This window comes from Bradyrhizobium sp. ma5 (genome assembly GCF_042258955.1).
Classification (GTDB): Bacteria; Pseudomonadota; Alphaproteobacteria; order Rhizobiales; family Xanthobacteraceae; genus Bradyrhizobium.
In genome coordinates this window covers 5,152,446-5,165,776 of sequence record NZ_CP170156.1, presented here as the reverse complement: position 1 = coordinate 5,165,776, position 13,331 = coordinate 5,152,446, and the positions used below count along the sequence as shown (strand labels likewise).

Here is a 13,331-nt window from a genome sequence, read left to right as displayed (position 1 = left end):
GCCGAATCTGCCAAAGGTTCGGCCGCTTGACGAGGCTCACGAATGACACGTCCTATCAGGCTCGGCATGCTGACGCCGTCGTCGAATACCGCACTCGAGCCGATCACCTGCGCGATGCTGGCAGGCGTCGACGACGTCTCGGCGCATTTCTCGCGCTTCAAGGTGACGGAGATCGCGCTGTCGGAACAGTCGTTGCGCCAGTTCGACGCCAGCGAGATTCTGCGCGCGGCAGAATTGCTCGCCCATGCCAAGGTCGACGTCATCGCCTGGAACGGCACCTCGGCAAGCTGGCTCGGCTTCGACCGCGACGAGAACCTGTGCGAACAGATCACGGCGGCAACCGGAATCAAGGCCTGCACCACGGTGCTGGCCTATCGCGACCTGCTGCGGCGGATCGGCGCCAAACGCATCGGTCTGGTGACGCCGTATCGCAACGATGTGCAGGACAAGATCATCGCCAACTGGAATTCGGCTGGGCTGCATTGCCTCGCCGAGCGACACCTGTCGCTGCAAGACAATTTCTCTTTTGCCGAGGTCAGTGAGGCCGAGGTCGCAGACCTGATCGAGCAGGTGGTGCGCGAAGGCTGCGATGTCGCCGTCGTGCTCTGCACCAACATGCGCGGTGCGGGCGCTGCCGAACGGTTGGAGCGCGGATTTGGCGTTCCAGTGCTGGATTCGATTGCGGTGACGCTGTGGGCGTGTCTCGCAGCCGTGGGCTGCGATCCGGCGAGCGTGCACGGCTGGGGCAGCCTGTTCACGAATCCCGATCTGCGCGCGGCGACCGCGATCCCCGATCATGACGATAAAGGCGTGCGGTGACTGAAGCCAAGACCAAAACGAAGGCGATCAGACGGAGCAAGGAACCCAAGCGCGCGATCACGGCGCAACAACGGCGCCGCCTGCGCGTGCCGCGAGTCGGACTGCACGAGCAGGCCGCGGCGCGGCTGCGCACCATGATCGTGCGCGGCGAATTGGCGCCGGGTCAATCGCTGGGGGAGGCGGACCTGTCCGATGCGCTCGGCATTTCGCGGACCCCGCTGCGCGAGGCGCTGAAGCAATTGGCGAACGAGGGCCTGGTTGAACTCAGGCTCAACCACAGTGCCGTGGTGGCGCCGTTCCGCCGCGCCGAATTGACCGAATTGTTCGAGGCCGTCAGCGGCATCGAGCGCTGCGCGGCCGAGCTCGCCGCGCTGCGCATGGAGGACGCCGACTTCGAACGGCTCGACGCGCTGCAGGACAAGATCGAGTGGCATCACGGCCGCGGCGAGCTGCGCGACTATTTTCAAACCAACCAGCAGATCCATTCGGCGATCGTCGGGTTCGCCCGCAACGCGGTGCTGAAGGCGACGCACGAGGCGCTGCTGGCGCGGGCCGAGCGGGCGCGCTTCTTCGCGCTCTCGGTGCTCGGGCGCTGGGATGAATCGGTGCGCGAGCACCAGGAGATTCTTGCCGCGCTCAGGCGACGCGATGCTGCGCGGGCCGGGCAGATCCTGGCCCATCACGTGCGCCGCACCGGTGAGATCGTCGCCGAGACGCTGGATGGCAAGGGAGATGAGGCCGCGGTGCCGGACACTCTCGCGAAGCCGCGCGGCCGCAAGACGAGGAACGTTGCGCCATGAAGATCCTGCTGCTCAATCCCAACACGACCGCGGCAGTGACGGATCTGCTCCATGCCGCCGGCAGCAAGGCGGCATCAGCCGGCACCGAGCTCGTGCCCGCGACCGCCTCGCGCGGCGTGCCTTATATTGCGACCCGCGCCGAGGCGCAGATCGGCGGCGCAATCGCGCTGGAGATGCTGGCGGAGGCCAGCCCGGGCATCGATGCCGCCATCATCGCGGCGTTCGGCGATCCCGGCCTGTTCGGCGCGCGCGAGCTGTTTGCGTTTCCGGTGGTCGGATTGGCCGAGGCCGCGATGCTCACCGCCTGCATGCTCGGCCGGCGGTTCTCGATCGTGACCTTCGCCGGCGCGCTGGCGCCCTGGTACGAGGAGTGCGTCGCCATGCACGGGCTGAGTTCACGCTGCGCCGGCATCCGCACGCTCGACGGTGGCTTCCAGTCGATCTCCGACGTCCAGGCCGAGAAGGAGGAACTGCTGGTCGCACTCGCCAACCAGGCGGTCGAACAGGACGGCGCCGACGTCGTGATCCTGTCAGGCGCGCCGCTCGCCGGCCTTGCCGCAAAGGTCCGCGACCGCATTCCAGTGCCCGTGGTGGATCCTGTCGCGGCCGCCGTGCGCCAGGCGGAGACGCTTACCGTGCTCAAGCCACGCAAGGCGGTCGCCGGCACTTTCCGCCGGCCCGATCCAAAACCGACGATCGGGCTGGCCGAGCCGCTTGCCGCCATCATCGAACATCGCTCACCGAAAGAGGGGACGGACTGATGTCCTTCGACACCATCATCCGCGGCGGCACCGTCGTGACCGCTGCCGACACCTTCGCCTGCGACGTCGGAATCCGTGACGGCAAGATCACGGCGCTCGGTCACGATCTCGGCGATGCGGCCGAGATCATCGACGCCACCGACCGGCTGGTGCTGCCCGGCGGCATCGACAGCCACGTCCATTTCGCCCAGCCGTCGGGCGACGGCATCGTGATGGCCGACGGCTTCGCCAGCGGCACCCGCTCGGCGGCGTTCGGCGGCAACACCACCGTGCTGCCGTTCTGCCTGCAGGAGAAGGGCCAGACGCTGCGCGAGGCGCTCAAGCACTATCATTCGTTGGCCGAAGGCGAATGCCATGTCGACGTCGCTTTCCATCTGATCGTCACCGATCCGACCGAGCATGTGCTGGGCCAGGAGCTCCCGGCGCTGGTCGAGGACGGTTACACCTCGCTGAAAGTCTTCATGACCTATGAGGGGCTGGCGCTGTCGGATCGCGAACTACTCGAGACCATGTCGGTCGCGCGCGAGACCGGCGCAATGTTGATGGTGCATGCGGAAAACTTCGATGCCATCTGCTTTCTCACCGACCGGCTGGAACGCGCCGGCAACACCGCGCCGCGCTTCCACGCGACCTCGCGGCCGATCCCGGTCGAGCGCGAGGCCACCCATCGCGCCATTTCGCTGTCAGAGCTCGTCGACGTGCCGATCATGATCGTGCATGTCTCGAATCGCGAAGCGATGGACGAGATCCGCCGCGCCCAGCAGCGGGGCTTGCGGGTGATGGGTGAAACCTGCCCGCAGTACCTGATGCTCACCGAGAAAGATCTCGATCAGCTCAACATGGAGGGCGCAAAGTACGTCTGCTCGCCGCCGCCGCGCGATGTCGCCAGCCAGCAGGCGTGCTGGGAAGGCCTGCAGCAGAAAGTGTTTTCGGTGTTCTCGTCGGACCATTGTCCGTTCCGCTACGACGACCCGCAAGGCAAGCTCGCGCCCAAGGGGCGAACCAGCTTCCGCTGGGTGCCGAACGGCATCCCCGGGGTGGCGACGCGGCTGCCGATCCTGTTCTCCGAAGGCGTGGTGAAGGGGCGCATCGACCTCAACAGCTTCGTCGCCTTCAGCGCCACCAACCACGCCAAGATCTACGGCCTCTATCCGCGCAAGGGTACGATCGCGGTCGGCTCGGATGCCGACATCGCGCTGTGGGACCCGAAGCGCAAGGTGACGATCCGCCACGAGCTGATCCATGACGGCTCGGACTACACGCCTTATGAAGGGCTCGAAGTCACGGGCTGGCCGGTGATGACCATGGTGCGCGGCAAGGTGGTCGTCGACGACGGCACGCTGGTCGGCAGCAAGGAGCACGGCACATATCTGCCGCGCGCCAAGTCGCCGTCCGCCGCAACCATTCCGTGATACGAAGGACATTACCCGCGAACCAGAAGGCAGGAGACCACCATGCCCTACGCGACGACAGATGACGGCGTGCGGCTCTATTTCGAGGAGACCGGATCCGGCCATCCGGTGATCCTGGTCCATGAATTCGCCGGCGACCTGCGCAGCTACGAGCCGCAGATGCGGCATTTCGGCAAGCGTTTCCGCACCATCGCCTACAATGCGCGCGGCTTTCCGCCGTCCGACGTGCCCGAGCAGGTCTCCTCCTATTCGCAGGCGCGCGCCGCCGACGACATCCTGGCCGTGCTCGATCATATCGGCGCGCCGAAGGCGCATATCATCGGTCTCTCGATGGGCGGTTTTGCAACGCTGCATTTCGGCATCAGGCATCCGGCGCGCGCATTGTCGTTGTGCGTAGGCGGCTGCGGCTATGGCGCCGAGCTCGACAAGCGCGAGACGTTTCGCGCCGAAGCCGACGTGATCGCGGCCACGATCCGCAAGGAGGGCATGCCGGCGTTCGCCGAGCGCTACGCCTACGGACCGACGCGCGTGCAGTACGAGAACAAGGACCCGCGCGGCCACGCCGAGTTCAAGGCCATGCTGGCCGAGCACTCGGCGGTGGGGTCGGCCAATACCCAGCAGGGTGTCCAGAAGGAGCGCCCATCGCTCTACACGCTGGTCGACGAGATGAAGCGCATCACGGTGCCGACGCTGATCATCACCGGCGACGAGGATTGGCCATGCCTGCTGCCGGGCATCCTGATGAAGCAGAGCATCCCGTCCGCCGCGCTCGCAGTCATGCCGAACTGCGGCCACGCCATCAACATCGAGGAGCCGGACGATTACAACCGGATCGTCGGCGAATTCCTGTCGCAGGTCGAAAGCGGCCGCTGGCCGCAGCGTGATCCGAGAGCGGTGAGCGCGTCGATTACGGGGATGAAGGGCTAGGCTCGGGGCGCAATTGCCCCGTGCTCAAATGCTCGTGCGCAATCAGCCAACCGGATTGCTCTTTGCGAAACACTCTGGTTCCTCGGCCGTCTCCGCCAATGTTCTCGCCGCGGACCCTGCCGGTCAATGCGAAGCTGTAGATGACGGCGGCCGAGGTGTCGGATTGCGTGATCCAAATCGATTCCAGGGTCGCGTAGTTGTAATCATCGACCAGCTTCCAATTGGCCTGCATTGTGGAGGCGAAAGCGTCCCTGCCGCATATTGCCGTCCCGTTGCTATAGAACAGCACGACGTCATCGGTGAGAAATGTCAGCGCGGAATGGATGTCCCTCTCGATCAACGATGCAGTAAAATCGGCCATGCAAGTCTGTGGCGTGTTTGCGGGCATGTCTGCTCTCTGTTCTCAGCGGCGAATTGCGATAGGAGAAAATCGGCGCAATGCGGCGAGATCCTGGGTGATCCCGAGACCGCTGCCCTGATTGGCCTCGGTGACCAAGCTGATGCATTCGTCTTGAGTAGCGGTCTCCATTCCTACGCTCGGCTCTCCGCGGCCCAGATCACGGCGTCGGCCCCGGCGGGGATCCGCATCGGGCTCGACGGATCGGTCACCGCGCGCCACACCGCCTCGGCCACGTCCTGCGCGTGGGTGACAGGCCCTCCGTCGCCGAAGCGAGCGAAGACACTCTGCACGAGCTCGGCATAGGCCGCGTGGTCGAGGCCCTGCGCGTGGGCGCGTGCAGTATCGCCGAAGCGGGTCTCAGGCGAGCGGCCCGGCAGCACCAGGCGCGCGCGCACGCCGAACTGCGCCAGCTCCAGCGCCATCGACTCGGTGAATGCGTTCACCGCTACCTTGGTCGCGGTGTAGGAGGCGATCAAAGGGATCGATCTCAACGTCACGCTCGAGGTGACGTTGACGACAATGCCGGCCCTGCATTGCGTGAACTGCGGCAGCACGCTCGCCACCGCAGAGTTCAGGATCGGCGACCAGGACGGTCCAACCGATCTGCGGATGCTGATCGGCCATTGCAGCTTCGGATCGGAGGACGCGAGCCTGCTGGTGTCGCTGCTTCCCCAGCTGGTGCATGTGCGCGGCGAACCGCGGCTCGCCACCCTGATGCAGTTCGTCCGGGACGAATTCCGTGAACGCCGCCCGGCGCGCGAAGTGATCCTGGCCCGTCTGCTCGAGGTTCTCCTGATCGAGGCGTTGCGCTCGACGGCGGGTACCGCGGCGTCGCGGGGTCTTGTGCGCGGGCTCGCCGACGAGCGTCTCGCTGTTGCGATTCGCCGGATGCATGAAAGCCCGACGCGGGCCTGGACGGTCGCGCAGCTGGCGAAGGAGGCGGCGCTATCGCGCTCGGCATTCTTCGACCGGTTCAGCCGCGCTGTCGGCGTCGCACCGATGGAGTATCTGCTGGCCTGGCGCATGGCGATGGCCAAGGACATGCTCCGGCAGAACGAAAGCGGCATCGCCGAAATCGCCGAACGTGTCGGCTACGGCTCAGCAAGCGCATTCAGCGTCGCCTTCACCCGCCATGTCGGATTGTCGCCGACGCAATATGCGCGGGAGCAGATCGAGCCGTGACGCGCGTGCCGGCGTCATCGAGATAGAGATCAATCCAACATGCTTCGCGAGCGCTGCAACCGACGCGTGAATCGAACGCGCGATGATGGATCGCTGTGATGAAACTTACACAGGGCTGTCATCGGTGATGGATAACTTGTCGCATGTCGACGTCATAAATCCTTAAAAAATGGGGCAAGAAGTGAAGGCGAAATTCCTTTCAACGGTCGGAGTCTGTCTGGTCGCTGCTGCTGCAGTTGTGTGCAGCGCCGCCGCTCACGACGATGATAGAGACCACGATCATCGTCATCCGCGCGACATTCACACCGCAACACCGATCAAGCATCTCGTCGTGATCTTCAACGAGAACCGCTCGTTCGATCATTATTTCGCGACCTACCCGAATGCGGCCAATCCGACCGGCTCGATTCCGTTCACGGCCAAGCCGCATACGCCGAAAGTCAACAACCTCGTCACCGCCAATCTATTGGCCAACAACCCGAACACCAATCCGGCCAACGGCACGGGCGCGACCAATCCGTTCCGGCTCGACCGCACGCAGGCCAACACGCGTTCGCAGAACCACGCCTATACGCCCGAGCAGCAGGCGGTCGACAACGGCAAGGAAGACCTGTTTCCGGAATTCACCGGTCGCGGCACCGCCGGCGGCGTCGGCGCCTTCGGCACCAACGGGCAGGTGATGGGTTATTTCGACGGCAACACCGTCACCGCGTTCTGGAATTACGCGCAGAACTTCGCGATGAGCGACAACAACTGGACCGACACCTTCGGTCCGTCGACGCCCGGCGCGCTCGAGGTGGTGTCCGGCCAGACCAACGGTGCGCAGAACATCGTCGGCACGTCATCGTCGATCGCTGACGGCCAGGGCGGCCTGACGCTGATCGGTGATACCGACCCGGCCTACGATTCCTGTTCGAGCACGACCAGCCAGGTCCTGATGACCAGCAAGAACATCGGCGACCTGCTCAATGCCGAAAAGATCAGCTGGGGCAGCTTCATGGGCGGCTTCGACCTGACGCTCAAGAACAGCAACGGCACCACCAACTGCGGCCGCAGCACGTTCTCGAGCAACGTCAACGGCACCATCGTGGATTACATCCCGCACCACGCCTGGTTCCAGTACTACAAGTCGACCGCCAACCCGACCCATGCGCGGCCGAGCTCGGTGAGCGCTGTGGGCCACACCTACGTTCCCGGCAGCAAGACGCTCGATCCGGCCAATCATGCCTACGATCTCGAGGACTTCTACGCTTCGGTGAAAGCCGGCAACCTCCCGGCCGTTTCCTACATCAAGATGCCGGCCTATCAGGACGGTCATCCCGGCAACTCCGACCCGCTCGACGAGCAGGCCGGCAATGTCGAGCTGATCAACTTCCTGCAGAAGCAGCCGGAGTGGCGCGACACCGCGGTCATCATCACCTATGACGACTCCGACGGTTGGTACGACCACCAGTACACTGCGCCGATCAGCGCCTCGTATGATCCGACCGCCGACCAGGTCAACGGTCTCGGCCAGTGCGGCCGCGGTATCGGCAAGCAGACGCAGCCGAAAGGCCTCAACGGCCAGCCGGTGAACGGCCGCTGCGGTCCCGGCACGCGGACCCCGTTCATCGTGATCTCGCCCTTCGCCAAGAAGAACTTCGTCAGCCACACCCGCATCTCGCAGGCGTCCGTCGTGCGCTTCATCGAGGACAACTGGCTGCACGGCCAGCGTCTCGGCGGCGGCTCGTTCGACGACAGCGTCGAATCGATCTCGGACATGTTCGATTTCGATCATGGCCACGATCACGATCACGACCGCGACGATCGGCAGAACAAGCTGTTCCTCGATCCGACGGCCGGCACGGTGATCGTCAGCCCGTCTGACGATCATCACCACCACTAACGCTCTGGGATCACTGGACGTCATATGAACGGCCGCATGTTGTGGCTTCTCGGCGCCGGCCTGCTTTGCATGGCCGGCGCCGTTGCGGCAGTCGAGACCCAAGGACTCCCGGGGACGAATCCGCATCCGGTGCAGCTCAGGCGCCCGCCGGTCGCCCCGCCGTCCGGCATGGCGCAGCTCGGCCAGAAGATCTTCTTCGACGCGTCGCTGTCGTCGTCGGGCGCATTGTCATGCGCGTCCTGCCACAGTCCGGATCACGCCTACGGTCCGCCCAACGATGGGGCGGTGATGTTCGGCGGGCCCGCGCAGTCGCGGCAGGGGACGCGCGCCGTTCCCGGCCTGACCTATCTGGAACGCCAACCGAATTTCAGCATCGGGCCGGAGAAGGACGAGGACGACAATCTCGTCGACTTCGCGCAACTGGCCGCGGCCGGTCAGCAGGCTGCGCGTGCGAAAAAGGTCGCGACCGGGACCGCGGCATCGGCGGTCAACATCGTGCCGCAGGGCGGACTGTTCTGGGACGGCCGCGCCGATACGCTGCAGGACCAGGCGATCTTCCCGCTGCTCGATCCCAACGAGATGGACGGCGGTAGCATCGAGGTGGTGGCGGGAAAGCTGCGCCAGGCGAGCTACGCCCCGCGCTTTGCCGAACTGTTCGGCGCTCAGGTCTTCGACAACACGCGGCTGCTGGTTGCGGAGGCGATGTTCGCGGTGGCGCGCTATCAGGTCGAGGAGCCGAGCTTCCATCCCTACAGCAGCAAGTTCGACTACTGGCTGGAAGGCAAGACGCGGCTGAGCGAAAGCGAGTTGCGCGGCCTGCAATTGTTCAACGATCCGGACAAGGCCAATTGCGGCGGCTGCCATACCTCGGCGCCGACCCGCGACGGCCTGCCGCCGCTGTTCACCGACCACCAGTATGAGGCGCTCGGCGCGCCGCGCAACGCCGCGCTCGCCGGCAACCGCGATCCCAATCATTTCGATCTCGGGGTCTGCGGTCCGTATCGCACCGACATCGCCGAACAGACGCAATATTGCGGGATGTTTCTGACGCCGACCCTGCGCAACACCGCGACCCGCCGCGTGTTCTTCCACAATGGCGTCTTCACGAGCCTCGACCAGGTGCTCGATTTCTATAACTTCCGCGATACCAATCCGGAGAAGGTGTATCCGCGCGCGGCGGACGGTACGGTGCGCAAATACGACGACCTGCCGGAGAAGCATCACGGCAATGTCGACGTCAGCGATCCGCCGTTCGAGCGCCATCTCGGCGACACGCCTGCGATGACCGCGCAGGATGAAGCCGACATCATCGCCTTCCTGAAGACGCTGACCGACGGTTACCAGCCGGAGCGGTGAGCGGCCGCGACGGCCCACAGCGAAACCCATACGTGAGTTGGCAGGTCCTCGTCATGCGCGCATACTGGGCGCATGAATGTGGTCGAAGGCAATGGTGCCAGAATCCCCGCGATCGGGCTCGGCACCTGGGAGCTGCGCGGGCGGACCTGCGCCCGTATCGTCGAGCAGGCGCTGCGGCTCGGTTACCGGCACATCGACACCGCCCAGATCTATGACAATGAGCGCGAGGTCGGCGAGGGGTTGCGCGCCTCTGGCGTCAAGCGCGACGATGTGTTCCTGACCACCAAGATCTGGACCACGCATTTCATGGCGAAGGATCTTGAACGCTCCGCCAAAGAGAGCCTGGCGCGGCTGCGTCTGACCGAGGTCGATCTGTTGCTGCTGCACTGGCCGCATCCGCACGTGCCGCTTGCCGAGACGCTCGGCGCGCTGGCGCGGGTCAAGCAGGCCGGACTCGCGCGGCATATCGGGGTCTCGAACTTCAACACGGCGCTGATCGAGGAGGCGGTGGCGGCGTGCCCCGAGCCGCTCGCCTGCGATCAGGTCGAGTACCATCCTTATCTCGGCCAGGCCGACGTGATTGAGGCGTGCACGCGCCATGGCATGGCGTTCGTCGCCTACAGCCCGATCGCGAAGGGACGCGTCAAGGGCGACCGCGCGCTGGCACGGATCGGCGACCGCTATCGCAAGACGGCTGCCCAGGCCTGCCTGCGCTGGCTGGTGCAGCAGAATGTCTCGGCGATCCCGCGCACCTCGAAGCTCGAGCGGCTCCAGGAAAATCTCGACATTTTCGACTTCGAGTTGTCGGATGAGGACATGCGCGAGATTTCGGCGATCGGGAGCGTGGCCGCGCGCTGACAGGCCATCTGACGGCCCTCTGACGGCCTATGGCGCATCGGGCCCTTGCCTGTGAAACGCCACACGGAAAATGGCTGGGCGGCGGTCCGGATCATGCTATTGCGCTGGCCGATTGCGGTTTTGGACCGAATGGGGATTGAGGCAGGCGGGTTCCGGCCGGTATTGTGACCGGCGGGGAGACGACACTGATGTGATCGAGCGGGATGAAGTTTCGGCCAAACGCGGATCTGCTGGTGTCGGTGTTCGTGCACCTGATGCTGCTCGCGCTGATTTTCCTGTATTCGGAGGTGCATCAGTTCGATCCGGTCGCCGCTGACACGGTGCCGGTCGAGATCGTGACCCCGCAGGAGGTCGCCAGGAGCGAGGTCCAGACCGAGACCAAGCCCGATCCAGTGCCGAGCCCGTCGCCGACGCCTGAGCTCCAGTTGCCGTCGCTCGACAAGCCTGTCGACACCGCCAAGTCCGAACCACCGGCGCAAGCGCCCGCACCACAGCCGCAGCAGGCTCAGCAGCAACCGCCGCAGAAGCCGGCGACGCCGCCGGAGCCCAAACCCAGCCCGGCTCCGCAGCATGCCGCGGTCGAGCCGCCGGCACCGCAGACGCCGGCACAACAGACGCCACCGATGCCCCAGCCGATGGCGCAGCAAGCGCCGCCGCCGTCGCAACCTGCCTATGCGCAGCCCGAACCTGACCTGTCCGTCAAATACAATGTCCTGCTTGGCTTGCCGCCCGACATCCCCATCAAGCCGCCGGCCGAAGCGCCGCACGGCCTCGGTCCCGGTAAGGACAATTTCGACGCCGCGGCCACCGAGCAGGCCGACGTCGGCTCCAGCGTGGTCGCCGAATTCCGCCGTCATCTGAAGAGCTGCATGAAGCTCCCGGCGACGCTGAGCACCGGCGATGACGTCAGGATCAAGCTCCGGGTGTTTATGAAGCCCGACGGCAAGCTCGGCGCATCGCCGTTGCTGATCGAGGCCACCGCATCGGAGAAGGGGCCGCTGCTGCTCAAGAGCGCGATCGAGGCGCTGCAGGCATGCCAGCCCTACGCGATGCTGCCACGGGATCGCTACGGCGAATGGAAGGTGCTCGACCTCGACTTCACGCCGCGCGATTTCGCATCGTAGGGCAGGGACGAGCGGCGAACTTCGCCTCGCCCCGCGTGCGGGGAGAGGCATAGGCCGCCTTCGGCGGCCGTTCTCAAGAACGCCGAAGCGAAGCTTCGGCTACGTTGCATCGCCAGATGCAATCCGGGCGAGGGGAGTCTCCGCGAGTACGTCTGTGTCCGTCGATGCGGAGCCAGCCCCTCACCCCAACCCACTCCCCGTAAGAACGGGGAGACGGAGCAGAGTGCGGTCGCGCTTGCCGCTCGATCAATTCCTCAGCTTCCCATCGCCTGCCAGGCGTTCGAGGCGAACTGCCGGCGCCAGATCACGATGACGACCGCGGCTGTCGTGGCGAACAGCACCCAGGGGCTGACGAACCAGCCGAGATAGCCGAGCGCGAAGAAGAACGCGCGCTGGCCGCGGTTGAAGTGTCGGCCCGCGGTCTCGAACAGCCGCGTGGTGCGGATCACATGCGCCTCCGCCTCTGGCGTATCGCGCTGGCCGGCCGGCGGCATCGCACCGAACAGGATCGCAACATAGTTGAACAGGCGATAGGCCCAGGCGAATTTGAAGAACGTGTAGATGAAGATCAGGATCAGCCCCATGCACTTGATCTCCCACAAAGCGGGCGAGGGCGTCAGGTTGACCGGCAGCGCGCCGAGCACCGCGAGCGCGTCGCTGGTCGCGCGCAGCAGCGCCAGCGCGCCGCCGATCGCGATCAGGCTGGTGGAGGCAAAGAACGCGGTGCCGTTCTGCAGGCTCGCCATGATCTGCATGTCGACCATCCGCGCGTCGCGGTTGAGCAGATTCCGCACCCAGATCTCGCGATAGACATGCATTCGCGCCGACAGGCTGTCGCGACCATAAGCGGTGTGCTCCAGCGTGATGGCGTAGACCAGCCATTCCAGCGCAAAGAAGCCGACGGCCAGGATGTCGACCCAATAGCCGCTCATTGGTGCTTTCCTTCGTCAATGCTCTGCGACGGGTCCGTGCCGCGCTGCATCCCGCGTCATGTACAGGTTGAACGCGTGCAATGCACTATGGCAAACTGAGGTGGCAACAGGATTCACAGGCATGCTCAAGCTCGTCATCGGCAACAAGAACTATTCGTCATGGTCGCTGCGGCCCTGGCTGGCGCTGCGCGCCAACGACATCCCGTTCGAGGAAATCTTCGTTCCGCTCTACACCGACCAGGCCGACAAGGACCGCATTCTCTCTTTCAGCAAGGCCGGCAAGGTGCCGACGCTGATCGACGGCGACGTCACGGTGTGGGATTCGCTGGCGATCATCGAATATCTCGCCGAGAAGTTTCCCGAAGCGAAGCTCTGGCCGTCGGATCGCGCCGCGCGCGCGCATGCCCGCGCGATCTCGGCGGAGATGCACTCCGGCTTCGTGCCGCTGCGCAGCGAGTGCGGCATGAACCTGCACCGGCCGATCCGCGCCGTCGCGCTGTCGGACGATGCGCGGGCCAATGTGGCGCGGATCGAGGAGATCTGGGCCGATTGCCACGCGCGTTACGGCAAGCAGGGCCCGTTCCTGTTCGGGGCATTTTCCGGGGCGGACGCGATGTACGCGCCCGTGGTGCATCGCTTCCGCACCTACGCGATCCCGGTGAAGCCCGAAGCGCAGCACTATGTCGATGCCATGATGCAGCTGCCGGCGTTCCAGCAATGGACCCGCGACGGCCTAGCCGAGACGCTGCTGATCGACCGATTCGAGAGCGTCTGACGATCCTGGCGCTGCCGAATTGTGACAGCGGCGGCAAAGATCGCGGCTTGACGCCGCGGGGCCGAAGGCGTCGAATCCGAAAGACCGGTTTTGCAAGTCG

General features: G+C 65.1%; 13 protein-coding genes and 1 pseudogene. 11 read left to right on the top strand and 3 right to left on the bottom strand.

Annotation, left to right across the window (positions count from 1 at the left end; genetic code table 11):
* Positions 1–42 precede the first annotated feature (42 nt).
* The 5 genes from ACE103_RS24070 (at position 43) to ACE103_RS24050 (ending at position 4,719) form a co-directional block, all read left to right on the top strand.
* Positions 43–819 (top strand): aspartate/glutamate racemase family protein, encoded by a 777-nt coding sequence (locus tag ACE103_RS24070; RefSeq protein ID WP_223967465.1) that lies wholly within the window; start codon positions 43–45, stop codon positions 817–819.
* A 134-nt stretch (positions 820–953) separates the two neighbouring features.
* Complete coding sequence (locus ACE103_RS24065; protein ID WP_375775143.1) at positions 954–1,619, top strand: GntR family transcriptional regulator; 666 nt, start codon at positions 954–956, stop codon at positions 1,617–1,619.
* Entirely contained in the window at positions 1,616–2,380 is a 765-nt protein-coding gene (locus ACE103_RS24060; protein ID WP_375775142.1) for an aspartate/glutamate racemase family protein, read from the top strand. Before ACE103_RS24065 ends, ACE103_RS24060 begins: the two co-directional genes overlap by 4 nt.
* Positions 2,380–3,792 (top strand): dihydropyrimidinase, encoded by a 1,413-nt coding sequence (gene hydA, locus ACE103_RS24055; RefSeq protein WP_375775141.1) that lies wholly within the window; start codon positions 2,380–2,382, stop codon positions 3,790–3,792. The genes ACE103_RS24060 and hydA overlap by 1 nt, the downstream gene beginning before the upstream one ends.
* 42 nt (positions 3,793–3,834) lie before the next feature.
* Positions 3,835–4,719 carry an alpha/beta fold hydrolase gene (locus ACE103_RS24050; protein ID WP_375775140.1) on the top strand — a complete coding sequence of 295 codons (885 nt, stop codon included), beginning with the start codon at positions 3,835–3,837 and terminating at the stop codon, positions 4,717–4,719.
* Here the strand turns inward: ACE103_RS24050 and ACE103_RS24045 are convergent.
* Positions 4,700–5,080: a YybH family protein gene (locus ACE103_RS24045; protein ID WP_375775139.1), complete on the bottom strand. Its 381-nt coding sequence runs from the start codon at positions 5,078–5,080 to the stop codon at positions 4,700–4,702. The genes ACE103_RS24050 and ACE103_RS24045 overlap by 20 nt on opposite strands.
* A gap of 170 nt (positions 5,081–5,250) precedes the next feature.
* Positions 5,251–5,673: an SDR family NAD(P)-dependent oxidoreductase gene (locus ACE103_RS24040; RefSeq protein ID WP_375775138.1), complete on the bottom strand. Its 423-nt coding sequence runs from the start codon at positions 5,671–5,673 to the stop codon at positions 5,251–5,253.
* A gap of 1 nt (position 5,674) precedes the next feature.
* On the opposite strand from ACE103_RS24040, the pseudogene ACE103_RS24035 reads away from it, so the two are divergent.
* The 5 genes and pseudogenes from ACE103_RS24035 to ACE103_RS24015 all read left to right on the top strand — a co-directional run.
* Positions 5,675–6,301: pseudogene (locus ACE103_RS24035) on the top strand (AraC family transcriptional regulator); the annotation flags it as partial.
* 181 nt (positions 6,302–6,482) lie between these two features.
* On the top strand, positions 6,483–8,186 hold the full coding sequence (locus ACE103_RS24030; RefSeq protein WP_375775137.1) for a phospholipase C: 1,704 nt from the start codon (positions 6,483–6,485) through the stop codon (positions 8,184–8,186).
* A gap of 36 nt (positions 8,187–8,222) precedes the next feature.
* Positions 8,223–9,542 carry a cytochrome-c peroxidase gene (locus ACE103_RS24025; protein WP_375775136.1) on the top strand — a complete coding sequence of 440 codons (1,320 nt, stop codon included), beginning with the start codon at positions 8,223–8,225 and terminating at the stop codon, positions 9,540–9,542.
* A gap of 72 nt (positions 9,543–9,614) precedes the next feature.
* A complete protein-coding gene (locus ACE103_RS24020) occupies positions 9,615–10,400 on the top strand; it encodes an aldo/keto reductase (protein WP_375775135.1) in 786 nt (261 codons plus the stop codon).
* A 203-nt stretch (positions 10,401–10,603) separates the two neighbouring features.
* Entirely contained in the window at positions 10,604–11,524 is a 921-nt protein-coding gene (locus ACE103_RS24015; protein ID WP_375775134.1) for a hypothetical protein, read from the top strand.
* A gap of 254 nt (positions 11,525–11,778) precedes the next feature.
* Here ACE103_RS24015 and ACE103_RS24010 read toward each other — a convergent pair whose 3' ends face one another.
* Positions 11,779–12,456 carry a DUF599 domain-containing protein gene (locus tag ACE103_RS24010; protein WP_375775133.1) on the bottom strand — a complete coding sequence of 226 codons (678 nt, stop codon included), beginning with the start codon at positions 12,454–12,456 and terminating at the stop codon, positions 11,779–11,781.
* Between the two features lie 121 nt (positions 12,457–12,577).
* Between ACE103_RS24010 and ACE103_RS24005 the strand changes: the two genes are divergently transcribed.
* On the top strand, positions 12,578–13,231 hold the full coding sequence (locus ACE103_RS24005) for a glutathione S-transferase family protein (RefSeq protein ID WP_375775132.1): 654 nt from the start codon (positions 12,578–12,580) through the stop codon (positions 13,229–13,231).
* Positions 13,232–13,331 lie beyond the last annotated feature (100 nt).

What these genes read in the sequence shown, in the direction of transcription:
- ACE103_RS24070 (WP_223967465.1), top strand. Translation starts at nt 43, where the DNA reads ATGACACGTCCTATCAGGCTCGGCATGCTGACGCCGTCGTCGAATACC.
- ACE103_RS24065 (WP_375775143.1), top strand. Translation starts at nt 954, where the DNA reads ATGATCGTGCGCGGCGAATTGGCGCCGGGTCAATCGCTGGGGGAGGCG.
- ACE103_RS24060 (WP_375775142.1), top strand. Translation starts at nt 1,616, where the DNA reads ATGAAGATCCTGCTGCTCAATCCCAACACGACCGCGGCAGTGACGGAT.
- hydA (WP_375775141.1), top strand. Translation starts at nt 2,380, where the DNA reads ATGTCCTTCGACACCATCATCCGCGGCGGCACCGTCGTGACCGCTGCC.
- ACE103_RS24050 (WP_375775140.1), top strand. Translation starts at nt 3,835, where the DNA reads ATGCCCTACGCGACGACAGATGACGGCGTGCGGCTCTATTTCGAGGAG.
- ACE103_RS24045 (WP_375775139.1), bottom strand. Translation starts at nt 5,080, where the DNA reads ATGGCCGATTTTACTGCATCGTTGATCGAGAGGGACATCCATTCCGCG.
- ACE103_RS24025 (WP_375775136.1), top strand. Translation starts at nt 8,223, where the DNA reads ATGTTGTGGCTTCTCGGCGCCGGCCTGCTTTGCATGGCCGGCGCCGTT.
- ACE103_RS24020 (WP_375775135.1), top strand. Translation starts at nt 9,615, where the DNA reads ATGAATGTGGTCGAAGGCAATGGTGCCAGAATCCCCGCGATCGGGCTC.
- ACE103_RS24015 (WP_375775134.1), top strand. Translation starts at nt 10,604, where the DNA reads ATGAAGTTTCGGCCAAACGCGGATCTGCTGGTGTCGGTGTTCGTGCAC.
- ACE103_RS24010 (WP_375775133.1), bottom strand. Translation starts at nt 12,456, where the DNA reads ATGAGCGGCTATTGGGTCGACATCCTGGCCGTCGGCTTCTTTGCGCTG.
- ACE103_RS24005 (WP_375775132.1), top strand. Translation starts at nt 12,578, where the DNA reads ATGCTCAAGCTCGTCATCGGCAACAAGAACTATTCGTCATGGTCGCTG.